A 23,796-nucleotide genomic window follows, 5' to 3' on the forward strand; every position below is an offset into this window, starting at 1 on the left:
GTGCTTGCCATTCGTGAATTGCCATCCGTACCCGTTGACGAATAACCCCGGCGGTGCGATACCCGCGCCGGTTGCACCACCACCAGAAGAGCTGACCGGCGCGATTGTCCGTACGATTCCGGGTGGTGCTCGGACAGCCTCGAAGCGTACGGCGGCCCTGAGCTGTGCTAATCGCGCCGACGCTCGTTCCGTTGTCCGGGAATCGCTCGGACAACAATGGCGTGGGGCAGAATTCCCGGTGTGCCGATTGTTGCCGGCGGGCCGGGTTCAGCGCGATTCTTCGGTCTCCGGCAGCAGTTTCGTCCGGACCTGCGCGGCATCGGGGTGGCCGAGCCGGTCGAGGATGTCGACGGCCTGCCGCCAGGCGGTACGGGCCCGGTCGGGGGCGCCCGCGACATGATGGGTGTCGCCCAGGTGCGCCCGGGTGGTGGCCTCGAAGTAACGCTCGCCGGCCTCCTGCCACAGCGCGAGCGCGTGCTCGTAGCAGTCGACCGCCTGCCGGTGGTGCCCGAGGTGGTGGTGGGCGTAACCGAGACTGTCCCAGGTGTGGGCCTGCCAGTACCGGTTGCCGGTCCGCTGCTGCTCGACGAGCGCCCGCTCGCAGTAGCCCAGTGCGCGCCGGTGGTCGCCGAGCTGGATGTGGTACCAGCCGATGTTGTTCAGCGCGTTGGCCGCGCCCTGTGCGTGGCCGGCGCTCTCGAACAGGTCGAAGGCGCGTTGCGCGTGTTCGAGGGCCTGCCGGTAGCGGCCCCGGCGTTCGGCGAGGATGCCGAGGTTCAGCTGGGTACGGGCGCCACCGACGTGGTCGCCGAGCTGGTCGTACAGGTCGAGGGAGCGGTCCAGGTGGGTACGCGCCTCGTCGTACCGCTCCAGGCGCAGGCACGCCACCGCCCGGTTGCGGTGGACCCGGGCCTGACCGTTGCGGTCGCCGGCCCGGGTCGCGGCGTCCAACGCGAGCTGCTGCACGCCGGTCTGCTCCTGCCAGGCACCCAGCCGGTCCAGGTACGTGTTCAGGGTGCAGGCGAGCTGCCAGGCGTGGGTGTCGAAACCGGTGGTGGCGGCGAGTGCGGTGGCGGCCAGCAGCGCCCGGTGTTCGGTGCCCAGACAGGCCCAGGCCCGGTCCCGGTCCGGCAGCTCGACGATGACCACCCCGTGGTGCATCGCGGGCAGCCGGATCGAGTCGCGGTGCTGGTAGAGCAGCAGGTCCGCAGCGTGTGCCGTGTGCAGGTAATGATCGAACAGCCGGGCTAGCGCGGCCCGGCGATCCTCCCCGGCGCCGCCCCGCTCCCGCACCCGATCGGAGTCGTCCGCGCCGCTCTGTTCAGGTGTGTCGGTCGGTTCGAGGGCGTCGAGCTGTTCGAGCGCGTAGGCGCGCAGGAGGTCGTGCAGCGCGTACCGGCCGGGAACGGGTTCGGCGAGCAGGTTCGCCCTGGTCAGGGCGGCCAGCGGGCCGCGTACGTCGGCGACCGGAAGACCGGCGAGGCTGGCGGCGGCCGCGACGGACAGGTCCGGGCCGGGATGCAACCCGAGCAGGCGGAACAGCCGCGCGGTCGGCGCGTCCAGGGCCCGACAGGACCAGGAGAAGACCGCCCGTACGTCGGCGGTCGCCTCACCACCGGTGAACCCGTCGAGGCTTCCCCGGCTCCCCTCCAACTCGTCGGCCAGCCGGACCAGCCCGAAGTCCGGATGGGTCGCGGCCCGCGCGGCCACGATGGACAGGGCGAGCGGCAGCCCCGCCGACGCCACGGTGATCCGGTCCACCGCCTCCGGTTCCCGCGCCAACCGCTCCGGCCCGAGCCGGCGCGACAGCAGTTCCCGTGACTCCGCAGCCGGCAGCAGGTCCAGGACGAGCGGATGCGCACCCTCGGCCGCGACGAGCCCCGGAAGCTGGTTACGACTTGTCACCACCACCAGGCACCCCGGTGAGCTGGGCAGCAACGGTCGTACCTGGTCGGCGTCGCGGGCGTTGTCCAGCAGCACCAGCATCCGACGGCCCACCAGCAGGCTGCGGTAGAGCGCCGCCTGCGCGGTGAGCCCGACCGGGACGCGTTCCGGAGTGACGCCGAGGGCGTCCAGGAAGCCCCGCATCGCCTCGGACGGGCTCAGGATCGGCCCGGTGGCATCGAACCCGCGCAGGTCCACGTAGAGCTGGCCGTCCGGGAACCGGTCGGCCACCCGGTGCGCCCAGTGCAGCGCGAGGGCGGTCTTGCCCACCCCGGCCGTCCCGCCGATCGCCGAGATCAGCACCGTGCCGGGTGCGCCGTCCGGTTCCGTGAGCAGCCCAGTCAGGGCGGCGACCTGTGCCGCCCGCCCGGCGAAGTGCCGTACCGCCGCCGGCAGTTGCCGGGGCACCACCCACGCCCGGGTGAGCTGCGGGTGCTCCGGGGACGGCACCTCCGGCTGCGCCGGTGCGGTGTGGGCGGCCCGGCGACCGACCTCGGTGTGGGCCGCACCGGCGAGCCGGTCGCCGGCCCGCACACCGTCCGCCGCCCGCAACAACCGCCAGTGCTCGGCGTCCCACCGGGCCAGGTCGGCCAGGTCGGCCGGAAGCGGCGTGCCGGCGCGTTCGGCGTACGCGGAGCAGGCGCTGACGTACGCGGCGACGAACTGCCAGTCCGGCAGGGACTTGGCGTTGAGCTTGTCGCTGAGGGTGGACCGGGCGAGCGGCTGCCGCAGCCGGGCGGAGACCGCGACCAGTTCGTTCAGCGATGGTGCACCGGCGAGTTGCCGCAGTCGCCTGAGTTCGTCGACGAACCGGACCAGCACCTCCCGGCCGGCTTCCCCCATCCCGCACCTTCCTCGGCGTCCAGCCCGGACCTTGACAGGCCCTGCCCAGAGTAGCCGAATCGATTCACGCTTTTCGATGCTGGGCGGCGCCGTGACCGAGCGTCCGAGGCGGCGGGAAGGGAGAGGCCCGGGACGTCGCCCGCAGTGTGGTCAGACCTGTTCGCGGAGCGCGGCCACGCCGCAGGTCAGCAGGATTCCGAGCGCGACGAGACCGATCCGCAGCCAGGGTACGTCCCGGGTCGGTCTGACGCCGATGGAGATCGAGATACCGACGGCGGCGGTCATGATCAGGCAGATGACTATGCTCAGGGCTCGGAACGCCACACCGTAGTCCGACCACCACGCCCAGGTGCCGAACAATGCGGGGACGAGGAGGAGCAGAGTCAGCCCGATCAGCGGGAATGCGATCTGCCAGCGGGTCCAGGCGCTCACGAATTCACGCCCTCCCTGTGGCCGCGCTCGTCAGCGTCGAGGTGGCGTCGCCGTGTCGGGCCGACGACGCACAGCCCAGAGGTCGCTGCCTGATGTCACTGCTCATGACTTATCCCTGGTGGCTGGCGGGGTGCTGGTATGGCTTCAGGTCCGGCAGCTTGATGACTCCGAGACCGGCGTCGATCATCGCAATCGCACCTGCGATGGTCTTGAAGGTGGCCTCGGCGTTGCCGTAGACCGTCGAGATGTCCTTGTACAGGTCATAGGCCTGCCAGGCATAGTAGGCGGCGACACCGTAGCCGGCGACCGCACCGATGCCGGTCTGGATTGTGGCCGTTCCCAGCACGGACGCCAGGTTGACGATGATGAGCACGTCGATCAGCTTGCCGATCAATCCGCTGATCACGGAGAAAAATTGCTTCGCCGCCTCCGCCGCTTGGACGTAGAGATCGGCGTACCGGTCGCAGACCGAGTGCAACGCCATCGTCGAGGCGCCGAGGGTTAGCTGGAACTCCTGTGCGGCTTCTGCGGCGTTGCCGCGCCATACGTTGGGCACGTCCGCTGCGCCACCGGTCAGATTGCGACCGACGTCGTGCATCGTATTGCCGATGATTCGCCATGCCGCGGCGCAGTGCGTGTACGACTTCCAGTCGCCGCTGAATGCCTTGGCCCAGCCCTCGAACGGGTCGTGGTCGAAGAGCCAGACGCTGACCTGGCGCAGCCAGGCCGCCGGACTTATCAGATCCGTCAGCGGGTTGATCTGCCACATGTCGATACTGGTCGCGTAGTTGGGCGACACGAGTTTCCGGGCGGGCTCGGCTACGTCGGAGAAGGGCGAGGAATCGGCGGCGGGCCAGAGGTCGGGGCGTCCGCCAGCCAGTACGCCGCGCACCCGGGCCGGGTCACGCGCACCCGGATAGTTCTGGTCGAGTCGTGCGGCAGCCGACGTATCCGATGCCGCGTAGTCCCGCTGCGCCAGGTTGATCTGTGTGGCGGCACCCTCGGTCAGGGCACGGAGCCGCTCCAGATTCTCCGTGATGGACCGGTACGCCGTCCGGTGTGGACCGCCGAGGATGAAGATCATCCCCTGTTGGTCGAACTCCAGCTCGCAGTGCTGCACGGTGTATCGCAGGGTGTCGTTCGCATCGCCGGAGGCGCGGTGGAGCAGGTTATACAGTCCGTCGAGACCAACCGGATCCACATAGAAGCCGCTCATGTTCCCCCGTCGAACGTCCGTCGGCACCTCGCGGCACCGTAGTCGCCGCCGAGTCGCGGAGTCAACGGAATGTAGCCGCCGGTAACTCATCCGACAGGGGAACCTGCTGCTCGGGCGATCGTCTCGGCCGGCAGGGAATCCGGTTACCGGTGAACCGGGACGACCGCCGGGAGTCCCGTACCCCGGATCTGGCCGCCGTTGGGCCGACCCCGACCCTGCGGGTGGCCGAACCGCCGTACGTCCTGGTCAAAAGGTGGCACGGTCGCGCGGGCGCGACCGTGCCACCAACACCGCCAGCGGGGTCAGCTCATGGTCGCGAGCAGGTCCCGGCAGGCCCGTTCGGTGCCCCGGCACGCCTCGGCGCAGATCCGGCAGTGCTCGTGCCGCGCCGCGTGCTGCCCGCACTCGTCGCCGCAGGTGCGGCAGGCGGTGGCGCAGGCTTCGAGCAGGGTACGGCCGACGTTGGCGTCGTAACCGGTCTGCCGGGACAGGACCCGCGCGGTGGTGGCGCAGATGTCGGCACAGTCCAGGTCGGTACGGACGCACTTGACCAGGACCGCGACGTCGGCTTCGCTGAGGCAGGCATCGGCGCAGGCGGTGCAGGTCTGGCTACAGGTGAGCAGTGCGTCGATGGTCCGGGCGAGCTTGTCCCGATCGAGGTTGATCTCCGCCGGGTGGTTGATGAGCATCGGCATGGTCGTGGCGGTCATGATGGCGCTCCCTCGGTCGTGGCGGTTCCGGGTGCTGCACGGGGGTCCCGTCGGCTCCCGCTTCGGATACCCGGAAGACCCCCGGTCATCCGCCCGGACGGCTGCCGGGCCGGCGGCTCCGCCCAGCCGGTCGTCCGGTTTCCGGTTCCGCCTCGGCACGGGGCTCGGCGCCACGTGCCGCGCATCCGGTTTCTGCCCGTACGCCGGCCGGCGTACGGTCCCTGTCGCGGCGGTGCCGGTGGCTACGGTTGCCCGATGACGGACAGGATGTCGTTCGCGCTGGTCGGTTTCGGTTGGCGGGCGGAGGCGTTCCGGCGGTTGTCCGCCGAGTTGCCCGGTGTGACCTGTGTCGGGGCGGTGGTCCGCGCACCGAGGCAACTGCCGGTGCCGAGTTTCGGTTCGCTGACCGAGTGCCTGGACTCGGTCCGGCCGGACTTCGTGGTGACCGCCCTGCCGAGGGTGGTGAACCCGGACATCGTGATGGAGGCGGTGGCCCGAGGTGTGCCGGTGCTGACCGAGACCCCGCCCGCGCCCGACCTGGCCGCGCCGCGCACCATCGTGCGCTCACCGCTGGTACGTCGACAGACCGGCCACGACCTCGACCTCGACAGCTTCGACACCGGGAGCATCACGCTCGGCTCGCAGGGAACCGGTGGCCCGGTTCTTCGACCGGGCGACCGCGCTCGGCGACCGGCTCGGCCCGGTGCTGCTGCAACTTCCACCGAACCTGCGGGTCGACGTGGCCGGGCTGGACCGGACCCTGGCCCGGTTTCCGGCCGGTGTACGGGTGGCGGTCGAGCCACGGCATCCGTCGTGGTGGACCGCCGAGACCCGGCGGGTGCTGGAGCACCGTGGGGCGGCCCTGTGCTGGGCCGACCGGCGCAGCCGCCCGGTCATCCCGCTGTGGCGTACCGCGGACTTCGGCTACCTGCGGCTGCACGAGGGCCGGGCCAGCCGTGGCCGAGGTACGGCCGGGGTGCCCTCGGTTCGTGGCTGGACCGGATCGACGCCGCGCAGTACGGCGACCGGAACCCGGTGTACGTGTACTTCGACAACGATCCGGGCGGGGCCGCGATCGTCGACGCGACGGCGTTGGCCGGCATTGCCCGTCGGCGCAACAGGGTGGTCACCCGCACCCCATCCTGATCCCGCTGTCGGTGACGGTTCCCGTGGGCAGGTCGTGGGGGATTGGCCGGAGAACTCGGTTCCGCCGTGGGGATTGGGCGACGGACTGCGGGGAAGTCGGGCGCTGTTGGCGGAGCGGAGGTGGTGACGATGGGTCGAGGAGCGAAGTCGGGTGGCCCGAGCGCGCGACTCAGCAGCGTACGCAACAGCACGAGGCGTCGACGTATCGCGTTCGCGCAGCGGGCCGAGGAGCTTGCCGCCCAGGTCGGCGTACTGATCGGGCGCAAGGCCACGAAGGCGGGTCGGAAACGCCCGTTGAAGACCGAGCGGGGCGGCCGGAGCACCACCCGCAGCGTGGGCGCGGACACGCGCGGGATCAAGGGCGCCAAGATCCGGACGCGCAACGGCCGGAAGATCGGTCTCGGTCGTAAGCGGGTCCGGCCCGGCTGACGGGTCGACGGCGGCCCGCGCGCCGCTCGGCGGGCTGGTACGCACGCTGCGGCCGGAACGGGCGGGCAGGCAGCGGGCTTCAGTGGTGGGCGAGGCCGGCGACCAGGTTGATGGCGGCGCCGATGATGACCGCCCCGAACAGGTAGGCCAGCAGTGCGTGCCGCAGGACGGTGGTTCGCATCTCGGTGCTGGTGAGGTCGGTGTCCGACACCTGGAAGGTGAGGCCGATGGTGAACGCCACGTAGGCGAAGTCGGCGTACCGGGGCAGCGGCGTCTGGTGGAACTCGATCCCGCCGTCGGGGCCGGTGTAGTAGAGCCGGGCGTACCGGGCGGTGAAGACCGTGTGGACGATGCTCCAGGAGAGCACGATGCTGATGATGGCGGCGCCGACCCGGATCGGCTGACCGAGGTCGGGCGGATTGCCCTCGGCCAGCACGAAGCCGATCGCGACCAGGCTGGCCAGGCACGCTCCGAGGAGGAGCAGGTCGCGGACGGTGCGGCTGGGGTCCTGCCGGAGCGCGAGGCGGGCGGTCTGCTCCGGATCCATCGGCCAGATGATCAACCAGATCCAGACCAGGTAGGCGATGGCGGCGGCGTCCCAGCCGGCCAGCGGACCGAGGATCGGCGAGTAGAGGACACCGACCGGTACTCCGACGCAGAGGCCGATGAGCACGACGGCGGCCAGTTCCACCCCGGAGTGCACCCGTTGGACGGCCGCCGGAAGCCTGCTCAACATCGGCGCCCAACCATGTTCGCCACCTCTTCCGACCGTATGTGTCGCGCCCGACGCCGGCCGCCACGCTCGTCTTCTGCCCTAACGAGGCAGTGCCGCCTTTGTCGACGGCCGTTGATCGGGAAGCAGGTCGGGGCCGCCGGTCGCTCGGGCGGGGGCCGCGCGGATGGCAGCGGCCGGTTCGAGCACCTCGGTGGCGAGCCGGGCGATGTTGTCCAGGGTGGGCTGCCGGCCGCCGCCGGCTTCGACCATCAACAGCAGATGACGTACGCCGGGCAGGGCGGCGGCGTCGGCGAGCCGTTCACGGCACCGGGTCGGGCCGCCCACCGGATGGATGTCGAGCAGGTGTTCCACGTAGGCGCGTCGGTCGGCTCGGGCCGGTGCTGTGTCGTCGAGCCGGACGTAGTCGTCGAGGCCGGTCAGCAACGCCGGCAGGCTGGTACGGATCGCGGCCTCGGCGGCGGTGTCGGTGTCGGCCACGTACGCCAGGTGGGCACTGGCGTGGGCCGCCGTCGCCGGATCGTGGCCGTGTACGACGGCTTCCCGCGCGTACCGGTGGAGTAGTTCCTCCTTCTCGGCGAGGCCGGCGTGCATGCCGAGCAGGAGCGGCAGTCCGTGCCGGGCGGCCAGTTCGACGGTTGACGCGGAGGTGGCCGCGATCCACACCGGGACCGGTCTGCGGGGGCGGGGCACCACCCGCACCGGGCGGAACGGGAACCGGTCGGTCCCCGTCACCCGTTCGGCGCCGGAGAGCCAGGCCGTGAGGAGGTCGACCGATTCGGCGAAGCCGTCGGCGTACCGTTGCCGGCCGGTGCCGAACACCTCCAGGTCCACCCAGGGGCCGCCGCGCCCGACGCCGAGCGCGAACCGGCCGTCGGAGAGTTCGTCGAGCAGCACCGCCTCCTCGGCCACGGCGACCGGGTGCCGGTTGGACAGGATGCAGGCGGCGGTGCCGACGGTGATCCGCCGGGTCGCGCCGAGCAGGTGCGCGGCGAAGGCCAGGGCGGAGGGGCAGACGCCGTACGAGATGAAGTGGTGCTCGGCGATCCAGACCCCGGCGTAGTTCGCGGTCTCGCCGGCGAGCGCGTACTCCCGGGCGGTGGCGAGGGTCTCGGCGTGGGTGCTGCCCGGATACTGGCCGGCGAGCAGGAACAGGTGGGCCCGCACCGGGGCGGTGGGTGACATGGTCCTCCTCCGGTGGCCGGTCGGTCGGCACACCCTAAACCGACATGATTATCGTTTCCCTTCGAGATCACAACGATCGGTGGGCCGAACGCCGCGTGTCGCGTCCGGGTGCCGGAAGGCGAGCACGCACGAATTTGCGCTTTTCTCTTCGGATATTGCAGCAGATTGTTTGGCATCCTACGATCACAGCGTCGCCAACCGATTCAGCGCCGCCGATGCGGTCGATCCCGCCCAGGCCCCCGGTTCGGCACGCGGAGCGTCCCGCCACCCGGCAGGCGCCTGGCCCATCCGCTTCCACCGCGAAGGATCACTGTGAGAATCGTCAAGCTGCTCGTCGCCGCCGCCATCGCCGCCGCCGCCGTCCTCGTGCCGGCGAGCGCCGCCCAGGCCGCCTCCTGCCAGGGGATCTACACGATCGCCCACTACGCCGGCAAGGTCGAGGTCACCGGCGGCTTCGCCTGCGACAACGGCTGGCAGCCGGCGTACCTGGTGCTGCTGCGCAGCCAGGCCGGTGGGCCACAGCAGTACGCCGCCAGCGGCATGGGCGTGGCCACCTACGTCTGCCGCACCTCGGACGTCTGGACGTACCAGCTCAGCGGTCAGGTCGTCGGCAGCGGTGGCTACACGCTGACGGACGTCCACTGCGGCTGAACACCCGCCGGGGGCCGGACCGGTACGCGGTCCGCCCCCCGGGCAACGCCGTGAAGCCGATCTCAGTGCCGGCCGTTGTCAGTGCCGGCCGTTGTCGCCGTTCAGCGTCGGGTGCTCCGCCGTGCTTCCGTCGTTGGTCGCCTCGGCCGGCTCGGCGACGGGCCGGTTGGCTGCCGGCGGGACCGCCACCATCCGGTACTCACCGGTCTCGGCGCTGATCGCGGCGGCCGCCATCACCGCCGCGGCGGCCCGGTCGGCCACCCGCTTCGCCTCGCGCTGCACCCGGGCCCGTACCTCCATGGCGTGCCGTTCGGCGGAGTCGGCCGCCTGCCGGGCGTCGTCGAGCCGGGTGAGTTCGGCGGTCATGTCCTGACGGACCTCGCCGAGACGTTGCTGCAACTGGATGACGTCGCGTTCGGTGCTGGCCCGCTCCTGGCGCGACTGGGCGAGGCGCTGCTGGGCGGTCTCCTGCGCGGCCTGGAGCTGGGCCAGGGCCTGCTGCCGGGCCTCGATCTCCTTCTGGGCGACCGCGAGCTGCTGTTCGAGGGCGGCGGCCTGCTCGTCGGCGCGACGGTGCAGGTCGGCGGAGTACTGCTGCGCCTCCGCCTGGAGCGCGGCGTTCTTCTGTTCGGCGAGCGTGCGCCAGCGGGTCAGGTCCGCCTCGGCGGCCGCCTGCCGCTCGGTGATCTCCCGCTCGACGTGCGCCTTCCACTGCGCCAACTCGTGCTGGGTCTGGGTCCGGGCCGCCTCGACCTCCTGCTGGACCTGCGCGCGGGCCGCTTCGAGCATCGACTCGGCCTCGGTCCGGGCCTGCTCGACCTGCTGGATGCTCTGCTCGTTGATCCGGTCCGCCTCCTGCTCGGCCTGCTTCAGGGCGGCCTCGCCGTCGGTGATCAGCTTCTCGGCGTGCTCCCGGGCCTCGGTGAGGACACGTTCGGCCTCGGCCTGGTGTTCGGTTGCCCGCTGGGTGGCGGTGTTGACGATCGCCTCGGCCTGCATGTCGGACAGGGCCAGGATCTGCTCGACCATCGGCCCGAGCTGGCGGAAGGAGGCCCGGTCGGTCTGCGGTGGCCGCTGGTGCAGCTCGGCCACCTCCGCCTGGAGTTGCTGGACCTGGGCGGCCAGGTTCCGGATCTGGGCGTACGCGGACTCGCGGTCGGACGTCAGTTTCGAGATCTCGCCGGTCGCCTGTGACACATACTGGTCCACCTGCCGCTTGTCATAGCCGCGCAGGGCGGACTCGAAGCCCGGCCGCGAGGTCGTGCCCTCGCGTAGGTCGAACAGCTCCGCGGCTTGGGACATGCGCCATCCTCCATGCGATCGAAGTCCGGCCCGGACGTACGGGGCACGCCACCGGGACACGGCTCAACCGCCGGACTATACCGCCCGCCGACGGCCGCGCAACGCTTCCGCCGGCTCCCAGGTGGAGCCGCGCGGTGTGCGGCGTGATCAGGCGCCTGCGGAACGCGGCGCGCGGCTCCACACCCGCCGTCGTCCCGGCCGGAAGGCGTACGCCACGGACGCCACAGCGATACGCCACCGGAGGCGACGGCGGTATTCCGCACGCGCGGAGATGTCCGGTGGGCGATTGCGCACGGCGTGAGATGTGAGCCGGCCGGCGCCGGTGTGAGGATCCGAGGACATCTGCTGTTCTCGATCTGAAGGCGGGTCGTCATGGGTTCCGGGTTGTCGCTCGTGCTCTTCCCCGTCGCACTGGGCATCGTCATGCTCGGGCTCGGGCTCACCCTGACCGTCGAGGACTTCCGCCGGGTGGTGCGCTACCCGAGGGTGGTCGTGATCTCCCTGTTCTGCCAGATGCTGATCCTGCCGGCGATCTGTCTGGGACTGGTGCTCGCCTTCAACCTCCGCCCCGAACTGGCCGTCGGCATGATGCTGCTGGCCGCGTCCCCGGGAGGAAGCACCGCGAGCCTCTACAGTCACCTGTTCAAGGGCAACGTCGCGCTCAACGTGTCGCTGACCGCGATCAACTCGGTGCTGGCGCTGTTCACCCTGCCGCTGATCGTCAACCTGTCGGTGGCCGGTTTCGTCGGCTCGGACAGCTCGATCGGTCTCCAGTTCGACAAGGTGATCCAGGTCTTCGCCATGGTGCTGATCCCGATCGCGGTCGGGATGACGATCCGGGCCCGGTTCACCGACTTCGCCGTCCGGATGGAACGCACCGTGAAGGTGCTGTCGGTCGTGGTGCTGGTGGTGATGATCGTCGGGGCGCTCAGCGGCATCAAGGACGACATCGCCGCCACCATCGGCGAGATCATCGTCGTCGTCCTGGTCTTCAACCTGATCAGCCTGGCGATCGGGTACGCCGCGCCGCGTACGCTGCGCATCGGGCACCGGGAGTCGGTTGCCTCCTCGTTCGAGATCGGCCTGCACAACGCGACCCTGGCCATCACCATCGGCATGAGTCCGGCGCTGCTCGACAGCACCCAGATGGCGATGCCGTCGGTCATCTACGGCACCGTCATGTTCTTCACCGCCGCCGCCTTCGGCTTCGTCGCCGCCCGCCGGGTGCCGGCCGGAACGGGGGTCACCGGCCGGGCGACGGACTCCACGACGGTCTGAGCCGTCCCCTGACCACACCACCTCGGCGGGCGCCGAGCCAGCGATCACCGTCGACCCGTCGGGGCGGCGCGGACCACGTCGTACGTTCGCCTTCCGGAAACATTCGTCCGCCTACAATCCTCGCGCCGACAGTGGTCCTCCGGACACGCGAAGCCGGATGCCGACGACCGGGAACGAGGGCGGGCGATGGATGTCCGGAGACGTACGTGGTCGACGGCGGCCGTGATCGCGGTCTGGGTCCTGAGCAGAGCCGCATTCGTGCTGATCTACACCAGGGTCGTACCGGCACCGGACTTCAGCGGCGTCTTCGCCGACGTGGAGTTGTACCACCGGTGGAGTGACGCGCTGATCGACTGGCGGATCCCCGGCGACGACCCGATGTGGCAGTACCCGCCCGGTGCCGCGGCACTCTTCCTCTGCCTGCGCTACGTCGCCGGCGACTCCGTCGGCGGGTACGACGACACCTTCTTCGCCGCCGCGTTGGGTGCGGACCTGCTGGTCCTGCTCGTCCTGCTCCGGCTGGCCCGGGGCAACGGGCTGCTGCTCGGTGCCGGAGCCTGGGCCGTGGTCGTACCGTGCCTGAACCTGTTGACCTACTCCCGGTACGACATCTTCGTCACGGCCTGCGCCGTCGTCGCGCTCGCCGCCACCGTGCGACGCCCGATCGTCGCGGGCGGTGTCCTGGCCGTCGGCGGGCTGGTCAAGGTCTGGCCCGTACTGCTGCTGATCAGCGCGAGACCGCTGGGCGGACTCCGCCCGCTGCTGACCGGTTTCGTGGGGACGCTCGCCGTGCTGGGTGGTGCCCTCACCCTCGCCTTCGCCGGGAGCTGGTCCGGATTCACCGACAACCAGTCGGACCGGGGGTTGCAGATCGAGGCGGTGGGCGCCGCCCCGCTGGTGCTGGCCCGACTCTGGGACGAGACCATCACGGTCACGTACGTCTACGGCGCGATGGAGTTCCAGGACGCGTACGTGGGCCCGGCGACGGTGGTGCTGCCCGTCCTGACCGCCGTCGGGCTCGGCGCCCTGGTCCTCTGGTGGCTGGTACGGGGCCGGCGGCTCGTCTGGACCGCGACGGTCGGTTTCGACGTGGCGCTGCTGGCGGTGCTCGTGTCGGTGGCGAGCAGCCGGGTCTTCTCGCCGCAGTACATGCTCTGGCTGGTCGCGATGGCGGCGGTCTGCCTGACCCGCCGGGACACCACGCAACGGGCCACCAGTGCTCTGATCATGGTCGCCACGTTGCTGACCAGTGTGCTTTTCCCCTGGTTCTACGACCAGGTGGCGGCGGAGCCGGACTGGCCGGGCACCGCCTTGCTACTGGTCCGCAACGCCCTGGTCGTGCTCGCCCTCGGCATCGGGTTCGCCACCCTGCTGCGCCGGGCCGGCCGACCGGATCCCGACGCCGGTACGTCCACCGCCAGCACCAGCACCAGCGACGGCGCCGCCGCCGAACGAGACGTGCCGGCCGTGAGCGTGCTCCCGGGATGACGTTCCACCCGGGAGCACGCCGCACGACCGGCACTCGCGGTTACCGGGGTGGCTAACCGCCCGTGATCACGAAGCTCGATCCGGGTTCTCGGACGATGTCGCCGTCGGCCGAGTTGGTGATGGTGACGTTCGTCAGGGTGGCGTTGCCACGGGCACCGCCCATGGCCAGGATTCCGGCACCGTTGTTGGACTTGTCGATCCGTACGTTCGTGACGGCGACGTTCGGCATGTTGCCGCCACCGTTCTTGAACTGGATGCCGTCGTAGGTCGAGTCGAAGATGTCGGTGTCCCGGATGGTGACGCCGGTGATGTCCAGGGTCGCCGGGAACAACGTGATGGCGCCGAACTCCTGGTCCTCGTTCCAGAAGGCGCCACCGGTGCGGTAGAGCGCGTTGTTGGCGATCAGGGTGGTCCCGGAGAAGGGCAGGGGACTGTGGTCGGTCGCCAGCATGATGCCCGGGTAGTTCATGGTGTCGTAGATCAGGTTGTTCTCGATCGAGTTGTCGTAGCCGCCGTAGATCGCGATGCCGTTCGCTCGCCAGGGCAACTGGATGGTGTTGTTGACGAAGTGGTTGTTGTCGGTGTTGTCGACGACCCGGTCCCGTACGGCCGTGTTGGCCCAGATCGCCAGGGCGTCGTCACCGTTGTTGCGCAACGACGAGTTGAACACCCGCGAGTTGCTCGTGCCGTTGGTGAAGTTGATGCCGTCGGCGTAGGTGTTGCGGATGCGCATGCCGCTGAATTCGAGGCCGTCACCGGGTCCCCACAGTGCGGGGATGTTGTCGTAGTCACGACCGACCCAGGCACCCACGTTGGCGTGCTCGATCCACACGTTCGTGATCTTGGTGTCGTTGCCGAACCGCCCGTTGAGGCCCACGCCACCCTCGTCGTTGCCGTCCCCGCCACGGATCCGGCCCGAGCCGAAGATGGCGATGTCGGAGATCTGGGTGTTGTCGTCGATGTCGAAGCCGAAGTTGCCCTCGTGCGGGTGGTTGATGCCGCCCACCACGTCCTGCGGCTCGGTCAGGGTGTAGAGCTGCGAGTGCCACATGCCCGCGCCACGGATCGTGACGTTGCTGATGCCCACCTGGTTCCACTGACCCCGGTTCAGCGGGTCGTCGGTGAGGATCTTCTGCTCCTGCCGCCACTGGCCGGCCGGGATCCACACGCAGCCGATGACACCGTTCTGGTCGTCGGTCACCGCCCGCTGGATCGCGGTGGTGTCGTCGAGCCCGTCGTTGGGCACCGCGCCGTACGCGGTGATCGAGGTGCAGCCGGCCGGTTGGCTCGTCGGTGCCGCCACCTGCTCCAGGTCGATGAAGTCGATGATGTAGAACGACGCCGAGTCGGTCGCGTCCCGCTGCAACTTGAACCGGGTGCCGGCCGGGTACGACTGCGCCAGCAGCGCGTGCGCCTCGTCGAACAGCCGCCGGGCGTCGGCCTGCGGGGTGTTGGTCAGCCCCTCCGGGCTGTCGGTGTTGCCGTACAGCCAGCTGTGGCGGGACGAGAGCGTCAGCTTCTGGACGAAGGTGTCGTTCGCGTACAGGCTGAGGCTGGCCTCGATCCCGCCGCCACCCGGTGCGTCCGGGATGGAGTTGCGGACCACTATCGAGTTGGACGGGTTGGTCGAGGTGAACTCGACGAACTGCCCGGTGCTGTTCAGGCGTACCGACTTGCGGCCCGAGGACTCGGTGGCGAAGTTGGTGTGCCCGAAGGTGCGCAGCGGGTCGGTTTCCAGCAGCACGCCCTGGTACCGGGCGGCCTCCGCCTCGTACGAGACGAACGGGACGGCCGCGCCCCGGCCGACCACGATCGACTGGGTGAACACGTTGTTGGACTCGTTGGTCTCGGCGACGACGCCGGTGGCGTCGGCGGTCGCGGTGATGGTGGCGCCGCCGCTGGTGGCGGTCCAGCTACCGGTGATGGCCACGTTGGCGGTCGTACCGGCCGCGATCGACGGCGTGTTGGTGTTCAGCGTGGTGCCGCCGACCGACAGGCGGGTGACGGTGGTCGCCCCGCTCGCGCTGGTGCCACGGTTGTTCACCGCGGCGGTGAAGGTGACCGTCGCGCCGACCGCCGGGTTCGGCGGGTTGGAGCTGACGCTCAACACCTGGAGGTCGGGACCGGGGGCCTGGGCGACCACCAGCGGCGACGGTGCGGTGAAGCTGTTGTTGCCGTTGTTCTGCTCGATGATGGTGTTGGCCGGGTCGACCACCGCCGCGACGCTGTAGCTGCCCAACGGCCGGGTCCCGGCGTTGAACGAGACGGTGGTCGACGCACCGGCGGCCAGTGCGCCGACCGGCGCGCTGCCGACGACCGCGCCGCCCAGGCTGAAGTTGACCGTGGTCGCACCGGCCGCCGCCGAGCCGATGTTCTGGACCGTGGCGGTGAGGGTGACCGGGGTGACCTCGGTCGGCGCCGAGGGGGTCCAGGTGGTCGCGGTGACCACCAGGTCCGGGTTGGGGGCCGGGGTGCCGCAGACCTCGAACTCGGCGACCTGGCCGGACGGGGCGCCGGTGTTGGAGGTGAACCGCAGCTGCACGTCCGAGGTGTTCGCGCTGACCGGGATGCTGACCACGTTGTTGCCCTGGACGAACTGGTAGTTCGCCGCCGCCACCAGGCTGGTGTAGGTGGTCGAGGCCTGGTCGCGGCCGAGGACCTGGATGTTCTGGGTACGGGTGCCCCAGGACGCGTCCGGGTTCAGCTTGACGTTGACCGACGTGATGGCGTGGTTCGCGCCCAGCACCGCCGTCAGGCTCTGCGGGTAGCCGGCCGCGCCCTCCCAGTAGGTGGACAGCGAGCCGTCGTTCGCCTTCTCCGGGGTGAAGGTGAAGGTGGAGCCGGTCGCCGTCATGGTCTTGCCCAGCGCCACGTTCACGCAGGCGGGCGGCTGGGTGCCGGTCCGGGTGACGGTGTTGCTGTTGCCGGAGAGGTTGCCGGCGCCGTCGCGGGCCCGGACGTAGTAGGACACGGTCGCCGTCGCCGGCTGGGTGTCCTGGTACGTGAGTACGGTGCCCAGCGTCGCGATCAGGCTGCCGCCCCGGTAGACGTTGTACCCGGCCAGGCCGCTGCCGCCGGAGTCGGTGGAGGCGCCCCAGCTGAGGGTGATGGTGCTGCCCGAGGTGCTGTGCGACAGCGTGCCGGGAACGGTCGGCGCGGTGGCGTCACCGGCACCGGTCCGGGTGACGGTGTTGCCGTTGCCGGAGAGGTTGCCGGCGACGTCGCGCGCCCGGACGTAGTACGACACGGTGGCCGAGAGCGGCTGGGTGTCGGCGAACGTGGTCACGTTCCCGACCGACTGGAGGTACGCGCCGTTGCGGTAGACGTCGTACCCGGCCATGCCGCTGCCGCCGGAGTTGTCCGTTGACGCGCCCCAGTTGAGGGTGATCGTCGTACCGGACTGGGTGTAGGACAGGGTGCCGGGGACGCTCGGCGGGGTGGTGTCGGCGGTGCCCTGGGGTCCGTAGACCTCGAACTCGGAGATCTGGCCGGCCGGCCAGCCGCTGTTGGCGGTGATGTTGATCCGCAGGTAGCGGGTGGTGGCCTGGGTGAAGTTGATGGTGACCGAGTTGGCGTTGACCGCCGGGTTGAAGGTGTAGGTCTGCGACCCGACCAGGGTGCTGAACGTCGACCCGTCGGTGCTGCCCTGCACGCTCAGGGTCTGCGTACGGGTGCCCCAGTTGGCGCTCGGCAGCCGCAGGACGACCTGGTTGACGGTGACCGACGGGCCGAGGTCGACCTGGATCCACTCGGGGAACGAGTTGTTGGCGCTCTCCCAGTAGCTGCCCTGGTTGCCGTCGACGGCCCGGGACGAGTCGTAGACGTCGGCGTGGCCGCTCTCCTGGGTGGGGCGGCCCTGGGCGAGGTTGCCGACCGCGTTCACGCCGATGACCGGGTTCGCGGCTGCCGTCGTGTCCGCTGGGTGGTCGGGTTTGGCGGCCGCGTTCGCGACGGTCGCCCACCCTACGGTGGCGATCATTGCGGCGACGACCGTCGTCGCCACCGATCTGACCAGATTCGTTCGTCTCATCACTGTCCTTGTCGCGTGGAGGGACGTTTCCGCGTGTGTGGGGGTTCCCCATGGGCGTGGGGTCGGGGTGGGGACGCGTGCGACGGGTCGGGTCCGTGGCGACGGGCCGGACCGGTCCGGTCGGGGGTGTGGGTGAGCCGACGCATCACCGGGCCTCTCCGGGACGGGGGAGAAACACCGCCAGGGAGAGCGGCCCCACTGGAAATTGCAGATGCAAGCGACGAACCAAGCAGCTCTTTGTCGTAATCTTGCAGTGCTTTGGCCGAATGTTACCGACGTGCTACGGGCACGTCAACACTGACGATCGATCGGTGTCATCGACCGGCGAAAATGCGTGTCGGTCCCGCCGCGCGCCGACCTCAGTGGAGCTAGGCGCCGGCCGGTGCCACCGTCGGCGCGGCCGCCAACTCGGCGTACTCGCGGGACTCGCGGTCGTGGAAGACCCGGCGCGCACTGGCGAAAGCCCGCTCCGCCGCGACCGCGTCACCGCGCGCGGCGTACACCTGGGACAGGACATATTCGGTACGGGCCCGCCAGAGCGGGGCCTGCACGGTGTCCCACAGTGCCATCGCCGCGTCGAGCAACTCCTGCGCCAGGTCGAGCCGCCCCCGCGCGAGGTGCAACTGCCCGAGTACGCGCAGCGCCACCCCCTGCCCCCACCGGTCCCCGGCGTCGCGGGCCACCGACAGCACCCACTCCAACCGGGGCAGCGCCTCGTCGACCAGACCCATCCGCAACTGCGTCGTGGCGTGCGCGCGTACGGCGTACGAGTGCATCAGGTCGTTGCCGAGCTCGGCGAAGATCTCGGCGGCCTCGGCGCAGGCTCGCAACGCCTCGTCGTACTCGCCCCGGGCCCGGTGGTAGAGCCCGAGACTGCGCAGCGTGTACGCGACCCCGCGCCGGCTACCCGTACGCCGGTAGGCGCGCATCGACACCTCCAGGTCGGCCAGCGCCGCCGGGAAGTTGCCCTGTTCCAGGAAGACCGAACCGCGCACCCGGTGCACGTACCCGAGGCCGACCGGGTCGTCGAGGGTGTGCAGCAGCGCCGCCGACTGGTTGAGGAAGTGCAGCGCCTCGGCCAGATGACCGGGCTCCCGGCAGGCCAGCCCCAACCCGGCCAGCGCGGCGGCCTGCCCCGGTACGTCCCGCAGGGTGCGGAACCTGCTCAACGCCTCACCGAAGTGCCGCCGGGACTCGCCGTACCGGTCCTCGGCGTAGCGCAGCTGCGCCAGCTCGGCGAGCATGTCCGCCTCGCCGTGCGGGCTGGCGGCCAGCACGCTGGCCGCCAGCGCGGCGTTGACGATCCGGGACCGGAACTCGAACCGGTTCGCTCCCTCCAGCTCCAGCGCCATCCGGGCCGAGACGAAGTCACAGGCCAACTCGTGCAGGCCGATCGCCGCGGCCCGTTCGACCCCGATCGCCAGCACCGACTCCTCGCGCTCCAGCCAGCCCACCGGGTCGGCGACGACCCGTTCGGTCAGCCCGTCCGGTACCGCGGTCCCGGGCACCGGTGGCCTGCGCCAGACCACCTCGGCCGGCGGAAACGTGGCCGTGATCCGGTTCATGACCGACCGCCAGCCGTCGACCGCCCGGACCACCGCGTCCCGCAGCGCGGTCGCCGCTTCCTCCGCGTCGGCGCGTTCCCGTGCGTAGAGCCGGACCAGGTCGTGCAGCCGGTAGCGCAGCGTGCCGGTCGGGTCGACCCCGGTGAACTCCACCAGATGCGCGTCCACCAGCGACTCCAGCAACCGCTCGGCGGCGGGTTCGGGCGTGTCCAGCAGCCGGCCGAGCACCCAGGCGTCGAACTCGGGGATGCCGAAGAAGCCCAACCGGCGCAGGGCCGCCCGAGCCCGCCAGGTCAGGGCCCGGTAGCTGAGGGCGATGCTGGAGCGTACGGCGAGATCGCCGGCCGCGAGTTCGTCGAGGCGCTGACGCTCGTCGGTCAGACGCCCGGCGAGCACCCGCAGCGGCAGTTGCCGGCGGGTGGCCAGTCGCGCCCCGGCGATCCGGATCGCCAGCGGCAGGTTCTCGCAGCCGGCCAGGATGCGCCGGGCCGAGTCGGCGTCGGTACCGGCTCGCTCCGCCCCGATGATTCGGCAGAACAGCGCCCACGCCTCCTCGTCGGTGAGCACCCCGAGTTCGGTCAGCGTCGCCCCGGCCAGGCCGGCCAGCCGGTCCCGTGAGGTGATCAGCGCCGCGCAGCGCGCGCCGGCCGGCAGCAGGGGCCGGACCTGCGGCTCGTTCGCGGCGTCGTCGAGCAGGACCAGGACGCGCCGACCGGCGACCAGGCTGCGGTACAACTCGGTCCGTTCCCGGACCGAATCCGGAATGTGGGCCGGGCCGACCCCGAGCGAGTGGAGGAAGCCGGCCAGCACCTCGTCCGGTGTCGCCGGGGTCTCGGTCATGCCCCGCAGGTCGGCGTAGAGCAGACCGTCCGGGAACGACTCCGCCACCTCCCGGGCCACCCGGGCGGCCAGTGCCGACTTGCCGCTGCCTCCCGGGCCGGCGAGGACGTGCGTACCCGGCATCGCGGACCGCAGCGCGGCGACGAGCACACCGCGTTCCACCGCACGCCCGGTGAAGTCCGCCGGGGCGAGGGGAATCTGTACCGGCACCACCGGGGTCGGCGCCGGATCGGGCGTCCGCCGGTCGCCGGGCGGCATCTCGCCGGCACCGCGCAGGATCGCGTCGTGCAGCTCCCGGAGCCGCTGGCCCGGCTCGACGCCCAACTCCTCGACCAGCGCCGACCGGCCCTCCCGGTAACAGGCGAGCGCATCGGTCGGCCGACCCAGCCGACACAGGGTGACCATGAGCAGTCCGCGCAGCAACTCGTTGGTCGGATGCCGCCCGACCAGGCCGGTCAGCTCGGCGACATGGTCGAGGCGGCCGAGGTTCAGCTCGGCCTCGATCCGCTCGCCCTGCGCGACCAGGAGCAGTTCGTCGAGCCGGCGGGCCTCGGCGGAGAGCGCCGACTGATCAAGACCCGACAGTGCCGGTCCCCGGCTGAGCCCGACCGCCTGGCGCAGCAACTCCGCCGCCGGCCCGTGCTCGCCCCGCCCGGCCCGCTGTCCGGCCTCGCCGACGAGCGCGGCGAGCAGATCGGCGTCCACCGTCGTGTCGTCGAGTCGGGCCAGGTAGCCCGGCGGTTGGCTGCCGATGACGTCCGGATATCCGTGCCGGGCGAACGACTTGCGCAGGGTGGACACGTAGGTCTGGATCAGCGCGCGGGCGCTCTCCGGCGGGCTCTCCGGCCAGACCAGGTCGATCAGGCGGCTGGTCGGTACGACCCGCCCCCGCTCCAGCACCAGTGCCGCGAACAGCGCCCGTGGCTTGCTGCCACCCAGCGGTACCGGCCCGTCCGACGAGTGGGCCGTTACCGGGCCGAGCAGCCGAACCTGGAGCACACCGACCACCAGCCTCCGCCCACCTCTACCCCTTGGATGGTAGCGGTGTGGGATCGGTCGATGCTTGGGTCAGGAATCGACCGGTCCGTAGGGGGCATGATCGGATCCGGTCAGGTAGGCCCAGTAACGGTCACCGTACGACCAGTGCCACCACTCGCTCGGGTAGTTGACCAGGCCCGCACCGCGCAGGGCGTCGGCGAGCAGGATCCGGTTCGCCCGCGCCTGCCCGTCGATGTCGGGGGAGTCGGTGTGGCAGGCGGTGGTGTCGGTGTCGTTCACCTCCGTACCCATCGGGAGTTCCTCGCCGTCGACGCTGCACAGCGTCAGGTCGACCGCCGCCCCGGCGACGTGGGGAGCGACCGCCGGCGGGGAGATGTACCGGCTGGCGTGCCGACGCAGGTCCGACTCGTCGGCATCCGGCGTACGGTCACGCAGCCGCCGTACGTGTGCCTCGAAGTACTGTTCTTGCAGGCTCAGCGGCCGGTACCCCTCGACGACCAGGAACCTGGTCCCGGCCGGGAGCAGGGTCTGCGCGGTGACCAGGCGATCGACCACTCCGACCCGCAGCCGCGCGAACGCCCCGTCGGAGTCGGCGAGCCGGTGGTCGAGCCGCAACGCCTCGACGTCGCGCAGGTCGACCAACGGCTCACCGCACTCGCGAACCCGTGTCGCCGTCACGACCGGATCGGACAGCAGCACCATCCCCACGTTCAGCACCCATCTCCACTGACGATGCTCCGTCCCGCCCAGCGCGGGCGGCGACCCCCCGATCCGAGACAGCATCCCCGACCGCGCTTCAAGTTTTCTTCAAGCGCGAAACTGAGCACGTCCGAATCCCAGGTCAGCGTCTGGTCGTTGGTTCCGGCCGGGAGAATCACAGGAAAGGCGACCCGGGCCTGCTCCGCGCATTAGGCTCGAACACGGGCCTGAGCTGCTTCGCCGGGAGCGTCCGGCGCCCCCCATAGTGGTATGCCATCGACCCGGGCGGTCGGTGAGGTAGAGGTTGCGTACGCTGCGCCACCGCCACGACGGTCTCGGCTCATCTCGCCGGGTTCTCGGCCGGAGGACCGCAGCGAGACCGATCTACCCGACGGAACTGTGGAGACGGGGGAAACGCGGATGTCGGATCAGCGATCCGTGCCGGCTGAGGCGGCCGGCGGTGGAAAGCGGCGGGGCGGACATCTGTATATGCAGACCAACGAGACCGCCAACGCGGTCATCCACTATGTGCGATCTGCCGCTGGCGAGATCAGCGAGGTCGACAGGACTCTCACCGGCGGTGCTGGCTCCGGGCCCTTCAAGCCGATCAGCGGCCAGCCCAGCGCACCGAACGCGTTCGAAGGCGCGGCCAGCGTCATCCTGACCCCGGATCTACGGTTCTTGTTCGCCACCAACGGTGGCGACAATTCCGTCTCCAGTTTCGGTGTCGGCGCGGACGGCCGGCTCACGCTGCTGGATGTCAAGCCGACCGGCAACGCCGTGACCGGACGGAGTGGTACCGCCAAGTCCTTGGCGTATGTCCCGTCGAGCGGCACCTTGTTCGTTCTGCACGCGTTCGGGCCGGATCATCTGCGGCTGATGTCGGTCGACGAGAACGGTAAGCTCGCGGTGCGCCTGGAACGCTACTCGGTGAACACGTTGGACAAGGCCGACCGTGTGGCCACCATGACCAAGCTTTCGCCCGACGGCCGGTTCCTCTTCGTCGGCACCACGTTCGACCAGCCACCCACGGCGAATCCGGATGGCTCTGCGATCCTCTGGGTACGAGGACCGGACGGCGCACCGAAGTCGATCGCCTCGAACGAACCGGACCCCGACGGCCTGGTCACGTTCCCCGTGACCGGGGACGGCACGCTCGGCGCGCCGTCGTTCCACGACGCGAACGGCGGCTCCCCGTTCTATATTGCCTTCCTGCAGAGCAGGCCGGACACCTTCGTCCTCGGTGAGGCCGTCGGCGACGGGGTCGCCATGGGCAGCATCGACGCGACCGGACGGGTCGACATCGGTCCGGTCGTGGAGATCGACACGAGCGCGGGGAAGCCGTCCGAGCTCTGCTGGCTGGCCATCTCGCCGGATGATCGAATGGTGTTCGCCACGAACTTCGGCTACAGCAACATCAGTAGCTTCCACATCGACGGCACCGAACTGTCCATCGCGCGGGACCCGGCGTGCCCGAGGGTTCCCGGCGACGGCACCTTCAGGGCGCTCAACGGCACGGTGAGCAGTGGCCCGAGTGACAACTGGATCACACCGGACGGTGCGTACCTCTACCAGATCTACGGGAACGCCTCCAAGCTGGTGGGCTATGCCGTCCAGCCCGACGGCTCCCTCGAAGCGGTCACCAGCGCAGGCATCCCGTACAACAGCCCGCAGGGTCTGGCCGGTATCTGATCCGGTCCACGGCGACTTTCGCGCCGGCGCTTCCCGAGTCTCACGGCGTCTCGCACTGCTTTATCGCTATTCGTCCGTCATGGCCGGTTTGAGCGGTTTATCGTTGGATCGGACATCGTGGGCGGGCAGGGGCGACGAGTCCGTCACACCGCCCTGCTGGCGGTCGGTCAGACCACCGGCACGCTGGTCCACTGCTCCACCGCGCCCCGGCACTGCCATGCCGCAATCGGTCTCGAAAGGACGGGAGACATGTACCTCACTCCGCGGGAGTTGGACAAGCTGACCATTCTTTCCATGGCCCAGATCGCCACGGCACGCAAGAACAGGGGCCTCAAGCTCAATCATCCGGAGGCGGTCGCCATGGTCGCCGCCGCGGCACTGGAAGGTGCCCGGGAGGGCAAGACCCTTGAGGAGGTGCTGCACGAGGCGAGTCACGTCCTCACCAAGAACGACGTCATGGAAGGAGTGGCCGACCTGGTGCCGGTGATCCAGGTCGAAGCGGTGTTCACCGACGGCAGCCGACTCGTCAGCGTGCATTCACCCATCCGGTAGCGGGACGAGCCGCTCGACCCGAATGCGAGGGAGAAGTGCCGGAATCGCAGGACCAGACCGGG

18 protein-coding genes are annotated in these 23,796 nt (G+C 70.3%); 7 read left to right on the forward strand and 11 right to left on the reverse strand.

Features of this window, described 5'->3' with window-relative positions:
* Positions 1-267: 267 nt before the first annotated feature.
* From ACZ6QQ_RS09785 to ACZ6QQ_RS09805, 5 genes are all read right to left on the reverse strand, one after another.
* A complete protein-coding gene (locus ACZ6QQ_RS09785) occupies positions 268-2,787 on the reverse strand; it encodes an ATP-binding protein (RefSeq protein WP_465875539.1) in 2,520 nt (839 codons plus the stop codon).
* Positions 2,788-2,937: 150 nt separating this feature from the next.
* Positions 2,938-3,219, reverse strand: a complete 282-nt coding sequence (locus ACZ6QQ_RS09790) for a hypothetical protein (protein ID WP_465875540.1) — start codon at positions 3,217-3,219, stop codon at positions 2,938-2,940.
* A gap of 109 nt (positions 3,220-3,328) precedes the next feature.
* Positions 3,329-4,435, reverse strand: a complete 1,107-nt coding sequence (locus tag ACZ6QQ_RS09795) for a hypothetical protein (RefSeq protein WP_465875541.1) — start codon at positions 4,433-4,435, stop codon at positions 3,329-3,331.
* A 302-nt stretch (positions 4,436-4,737) separates the two neighbouring features.
* Positions 4,738-5,145 carry a four-helix bundle copper-binding protein gene (locus ACZ6QQ_RS09800; RefSeq protein WP_465875543.1) on the reverse strand — a complete coding sequence of 136 codons (408 nt, stop codon included), beginning with the start codon at positions 5,143-5,145 and terminating at the stop codon, positions 4,738-4,740.
* A 242-nt stretch (positions 5,146-5,387) separates the two neighbouring features.
* Entirely contained in the window at positions 5,388-5,702 is a 315-nt protein-coding gene (locus tag ACZ6QQ_RS09805; RefSeq protein ID WP_465875544.1) for a hypothetical protein, read from the reverse strand.
* Positions 5,703-5,797: 95 nt separating this feature from the next.
* On the opposite strand from ACZ6QQ_RS09805, the gene ACZ6QQ_RS09810 reads away from it, so the two are divergent.
* Together ACZ6QQ_RS09810 and ACZ6QQ_RS09815 are read left to right on the forward strand one after the other, a co-directional pair.
* The gene (locus ACZ6QQ_RS09810) at positions 5,798-6,418 is read left to right on the forward strand and encodes a DUF72 domain-containing protein (protein WP_465875545.1); all 621 of its coding nucleotides are present in this window, start codon (positions 5,798-5,800) and stop codon (positions 6,416-6,418) included.
* Between the two features lie 2 nt (positions 6,419-6,420).
* Positions 6,421-6,720, forward strand: a complete 300-nt coding sequence (locus tag ACZ6QQ_RS09815) for a hypothetical protein (RefSeq protein ID WP_465875546.1) — start codon at positions 6,421-6,423, stop codon at positions 6,718-6,720.
* Positions 6,721-6,799: 79 nt separating this feature from the next.
* On the opposite strand, the gene ACZ6QQ_RS09820 is transcribed toward ACZ6QQ_RS09815, so the two are convergent.
* Positions 6,800-7,456: a DUF1345 domain-containing protein gene (locus ACZ6QQ_RS09820; RefSeq protein ID WP_465875547.1), complete on the reverse strand. Its 657-nt coding sequence runs from the start codon at positions 7,454-7,456 to the stop codon at positions 6,800-6,802.
* A gap of 78 nt (positions 7,457-7,534) precedes the next feature.
* Entirely contained in the window at positions 7,535-8,638 is a 1,104-nt protein-coding gene (locus ACZ6QQ_RS09825; RefSeq protein WP_465875548.1) for an LLM class flavin-dependent oxidoreductase, read from the reverse strand.
* Positions 8,639-8,950: 312 nt separating this feature from the next.
* Here ACZ6QQ_RS09825 and ACZ6QQ_RS09830 point away from each other — a divergent pair, with 312 nt between their 5' ends.
* Positions 8,951-9,289, forward strand: a complete 339-nt coding sequence (locus tag ACZ6QQ_RS09830; protein ID WP_465875549.1) for a hypothetical protein — start codon at positions 8,951-8,953, stop codon at positions 9,287-9,289.
* 78 nt (positions 9,290-9,367) lie between these two features.
* Here ACZ6QQ_RS09830 and ACZ6QQ_RS09835 read toward each other — a convergent pair whose 3' ends face one another.
* On the reverse strand, positions 9,368-10,591 hold the full coding sequence (locus ACZ6QQ_RS09835; RefSeq protein ID WP_465875550.1) for a hypothetical protein: 1,224 nt from the start codon (positions 10,589-10,591) through the stop codon (positions 9,368-9,370).
* A gap of 372 nt (positions 10,592-10,963) precedes the next feature.
* Here ACZ6QQ_RS09835 and ACZ6QQ_RS09840 point away from each other — a divergent pair, with 372 nt between their 5' ends.
* Entirely contained in the window at positions 10,964-11,869 is a 906-nt protein-coding gene (locus ACZ6QQ_RS09840; protein WP_465875551.1) for a bile acid:sodium symporter family protein, read from the forward strand.
* Positions 11,870-12,055: 186 nt separating this feature from the next.
* A complete protein-coding gene (locus tag ACZ6QQ_RS09845) occupies positions 12,056-13,357 on the forward strand; it encodes a glycosyltransferase 87 family protein (protein ID WP_465875552.1) in 1,302 nt (433 codons plus the stop codon).
* Between the two features lie 52 nt (positions 13,358-13,409).
* Here ACZ6QQ_RS09845 and ACZ6QQ_RS09850 read toward each other — a convergent pair whose 3' ends face one another.
* From ACZ6QQ_RS09850 to ACZ6QQ_RS09860, 3 genes are all read right to left on the reverse strand, one after another.
* Positions 13,410-17,387 carry a CARDB domain-containing protein gene (locus ACZ6QQ_RS09850; protein ID WP_465875553.1) on the reverse strand — a complete coding sequence of 1,326 codons (3,978 nt, stop codon included), beginning with the start codon at positions 17,385-17,387 and terminating at the stop codon, positions 13,410-13,412.
* Between the two features lie 368 nt (positions 17,388-17,755).
* Positions 17,756-20,791, reverse strand: coding sequence for an AfsR/SARP family transcriptional regulator (locus tag ACZ6QQ_RS09855; RefSeq protein WP_465875554.1), 3,036 nt, complete (start codon positions 20,789-20,791; stop codon positions 17,756-17,758).
* Positions 20,792-20,860: 69 nt separating this feature from the next.
* Positions 20,861-21,469 (reverse strand): M15 family metallopeptidase, encoded by a 609-nt coding sequence (locus ACZ6QQ_RS09860; RefSeq protein WP_465875555.1) that lies wholly within the window; start codon positions 21,467-21,469, stop codon positions 20,861-20,863.
* Positions 21,470-21,979: 510 nt separating this feature from the next.
* Here ACZ6QQ_RS09860 and ACZ6QQ_RS09865 point away from each other — a divergent pair.
* Both ACZ6QQ_RS09865 and ACZ6QQ_RS09870 read left to right on the forward strand, forming a co-directional pair.
* Positions 21,980-23,182, forward strand: coding sequence for a lactonase family protein (locus ACZ6QQ_RS09865; protein ID WP_465875556.1), 1,203 nt, complete (start codon positions 21,980-21,982; stop codon positions 23,180-23,182).
* Between the two features lie 249 nt (positions 23,183-23,431).
* Complete coding sequence (locus tag ACZ6QQ_RS09870; protein ID WP_465875557.1) at positions 23,432-23,734, forward strand: urease subunit gamma; 303 nt, start codon at positions 23,432-23,434, stop codon at positions 23,732-23,734.
* Positions 23,735-23,796: the final 62 nt, after the last annotated feature.

It is taken from the genome of Micromonospora sp. NPDC049529, from assembly GCF_055586685.1.